This window comes from Bergeyella anatis (assembly GCF_036016955.1).
Taxonomy (GTDB): Bacteria; Bacteroidota; Bacteroidia; order Flavobacteriales; family Weeksellaceae; genus JAYWXI01.
Window position 1 is genome coordinate 1 of sequence record NZ_JAYWXI010000046.1, and the last position, 3,295, is coordinate 3,295.

Sequence of the window (3,295 nt, forward strand, 5' to 3'; positions counted from 1 at the left end):
TGAAGACCAACCTGCTATTGTAAAGGATAACAACGACCCGCAAGGTTTAGGACGAGTAAGAGTACAGTTTATTTGGCAACGCCCTACCAATGAATATTCGCCTTGGATACGTGTGGTACAGCCTCACGGTGGTTCGGGTAAAGGTTTTTATTTTATCCCCGAGATAGATGAGGAGGTGATGGTCTCTTTTGAAAACCAAAACGCCGAAAGACCCTATGTCATCGGTAGCCATTACAACGGAAAAAGTAAAAGTGGGTATGTTACAAAAGATAATAGCGTAAAAGTGATACAAACCAGAAGTGGACACATCGTTAAATTCACAGAAGACGAGAGTATTATCATAACCGATAAAAGTGGTAATGAAATAAGGTTAGATACTCAAGGAGCGAATATTAATATAACAGCACCTCAAAATATTTCTTTGAATGCTGGAAATAATGTAGATATAAATGTAGGGAATAATTTAAGTTTCAATGTAGGGAACACTGCACTTCTTAATATTCTGCAAAAGACGCTTATAAACACGCCTTTTATGCAGCAATTGGTGTCCGATTATTTTCATACTCAAGCAGGAAAAGCATTGATAAATTCTGAAAATGAGATAAAGATAGAAGCTAGAGAAACTAATGTAGCTGGTACGCAGAAACTGTTGATGCATTCCGATGAAGAAGCGACTATCAACTCTAAAGAAAAAGTATCTGTAAAAGGAGAAAGTGGTACGAGTCATAGTAATGTGGCAGATGATTATGAAACACAAAAAGAGGAAATACAGCCAAAATGTTTAGTGAAATTTAGACCTCATGATAAGTGGCAAGGGGAATTTGGTTTTGACTGGTTAAGAGGAGGGGATTCTGGACAGGAAGGTGATATATGGTTTGGAAATATAATGGGTAGATACTATAATGAGACTTCTTTTTCTACACTTTTTAAAAATACGAATACTTGGAGTAAGTTTTTTAAAAAAGAATTAGATATGTATAATAGAAAGTTACGCTCCTATACAAATTTACAAATAAATTGGAAAAGTATAAAGGGGAAGCCCTATTTGTACCCCGTACCGATACTTACATTGCTAAAAGGACATTCTGCCACATTTAATTTAAAAACGGAAATTGAAGAAGTACCTAAAAAATTAACTTTTGAATTCAAAGACAAAGAGGCTGAAAAATGTCTAAAATTAAATGTAAAAAGAATAACAGGGTTACAAAAAGGTAAAAAAGATTTTTATAATTATATAAAAATCACATGTATAAATAGTTTTAGTAAGCAGCATACATTATTAGTTAAAGCCGATGATAAGGTTTGTGGAGCAATGAAAATACATCCTAATTCTCCTAAATACATAAAACATATAAAAGTTATTTTTGTGAGAGTAAAAACGAATATAAATGGATCTGAAGTTGACGGAAAACCATATAACAATGCAGAACAATTTTTAAAGATACACTTAAACCAAGCTTTAGTAACACCTGATATAAGGATATCTTCTAAATATTTAAATTGCACAGATTCTTTTTTTAAAGCAAAGTTTTGTAGTCAAGTAGATGGTAAATATGAAATTACAAATAGTACAGGCTTAAAAGAATATTTGGAAACTAAGTTTAATGAGCAATTTGGTAAAACCCATTATCAAAATTATTACAAATTATTTTTTATAGGAGAAGCGGCTGATTGGAATGGTTTTTCTTTTCCAGGTTCTAAATTTGCCGTGTATTCTGCTTCCCATAATGAGGGAACTATTGCTCATGAAATTATGCATGCTATGGGATTACCTCATACTTTTGCAAGTGTAGACGAAGAAAGATTAAAAGCAAAATTTACTTATGAGGCATTAAAAACAAACAATTTGATGGATTATTCACATTGGAATAATATTCCACGAATAACAACATACCACTGGCAATGGCGTCAATTAAACCCAAGGATATTACCTTTAAAATAGAATGAAGATAATTAAAAATAAGAAAAAAATGAGAAAAATAAAAGTTATTTTACTATGTTTATTCTTTACTTATGGTTGTAGTCAAGATAAACATTATTCAACAAATGATAAAAAAATAAATACGATGAAAGACAATTATTTAAAATATGGTATGGAAGAAACATTTGACTTGGTATTTTATGAAAAGGTAAAAAATAAAACTAATTTTAAACAAAAAAATGGAAATATAATTGATTATATAGATTTTGTTGAGAAAAAAGGTGGTGAAATTAGAGAGTTTTTAGCTCCTCCTTCTTTTCTAATAGCTCAAAAAAAATACTATCCTAATAGAAAAATTAAATTAAAATCACTTTGGTTACCAGGAATTTATACAAAAATAGGTGTTTCTGAATATTATGATGAGCAGGGTAATAAATCCATTGTGGATGAGGATAAAAAATTTGGCAAAATAAAATATACCTTTATTCTTGATTTTTTAGAAGAAAAAGGATATATCAATCAGAAAACGGGTGAAGGGAGATACACAGATAAAGTTAATTATAGAGATGCTTTTAAAATAGATTATTTAGAAAATATAAACCTTTGGGTAATAAAAATAATAAATGGTAAACCTAACGAAGGTCCTATAAGTGGTAGAGGAGAACCACCTGCATATTTACCTATTTATTTCTATATAGATGGAGATAGTGGAGAAGTTATGCCTGATGGTGAGTTTGAAAGGCGAGAAAATTCTGCATACAAAACTTACAACGGTAAAAAATATAGCTATAAAGAATGGAAAGTCTTTGAAGAGCAGCAATATCAAGAATATAAAAAGAATAAAGCCAAGAAAAGTTTTTGGGAGCGTTTATTTGGAAATTAAAACTTTAGAATTATGGCTGATAAAGTAACAGATACGGCACAGTTATCTTGTAATCAAGGTACAGCACCCAGTAATTTGAGTGTCAGCAGTCAGGATTTTGTACTTATAGAAAACAAACCTGTTGCCACCGAGCAAGACAAACAGCCCAATACCCATATAAAACCTTTTGGTCAATGTAGGCTAAAGCCTTCATCTGGTGGTTATTTGCCCTGTATGCCAGCCCCAACCCAATGGACAAAGACCGCAGAAAAGGATACAATTAATGATTATAAAATTCTTACAGAAGAAAGCACTTGTCAATGTTCTTTAGGAGGTACCATAAAAGTAGAAAATAAAGGACATAGTGAACATCACGAAGTAAGTACATAAAAAATTAATATACTATGACTAATAATCCTTTGAATAATCCGGACCATCCTCTTCACATCAAGACCTATCAAGACTTTTTAGCCGATGTGAATAACCCCGTGGTGATGCCCACGCTTTATATA

The 3,295-nt window shown here is 31.6% G+C and carries 3 protein-coding genes; all 3 read left to right on the top strand.

The window, feature by feature from the left end; all coding sequences use genetic code 11:
- Positions 1-1,942: phage baseplate assembly protein V (locus VQ048_RS11965; RefSeq protein ID WP_327611894.1), on the top strand; the 1,942-nt coding region annotated here is incomplete at its 5' end.
- Positions 1,943-1,970: 28 nt separating this feature from the next.
- Entirely contained in the window at positions 1,971-2,804 is an 834-nt protein-coding gene (locus VQ048_RS11970) for a hypothetical protein (RefSeq protein WP_327611895.1), read from the top strand.
- A gap of 12 nt (positions 2,805-2,816) precedes the next feature.
- Complete coding sequence (locus tag VQ048_RS11975) at positions 2,817-3,173, top strand: DUF4280 domain-containing protein (RefSeq protein WP_327611896.1); 357 nt, start codon at positions 2,817-2,819, stop codon at positions 3,171-3,173.
- The last annotated feature ends 122 nt before the right edge of the window (positions 3,174-3,295 follow it).

Excerpts from the sequence above, each read along its gene's own strand:
- VQ048_RS11975 (WP_327611896.1), top strand. The coding sequence starts at position 2,817 with ATGGCTGATAAAGTAACAGATACGGCACAGTTATCTTGTAATCAAGGT.
- VQ048_RS11970 (WP_327611895.1), top strand. The coding sequence starts at position 1,971 with ATGAGAAAAATAAAAGTTATTTTACTATGTTTATTCTTTACTTATGGT.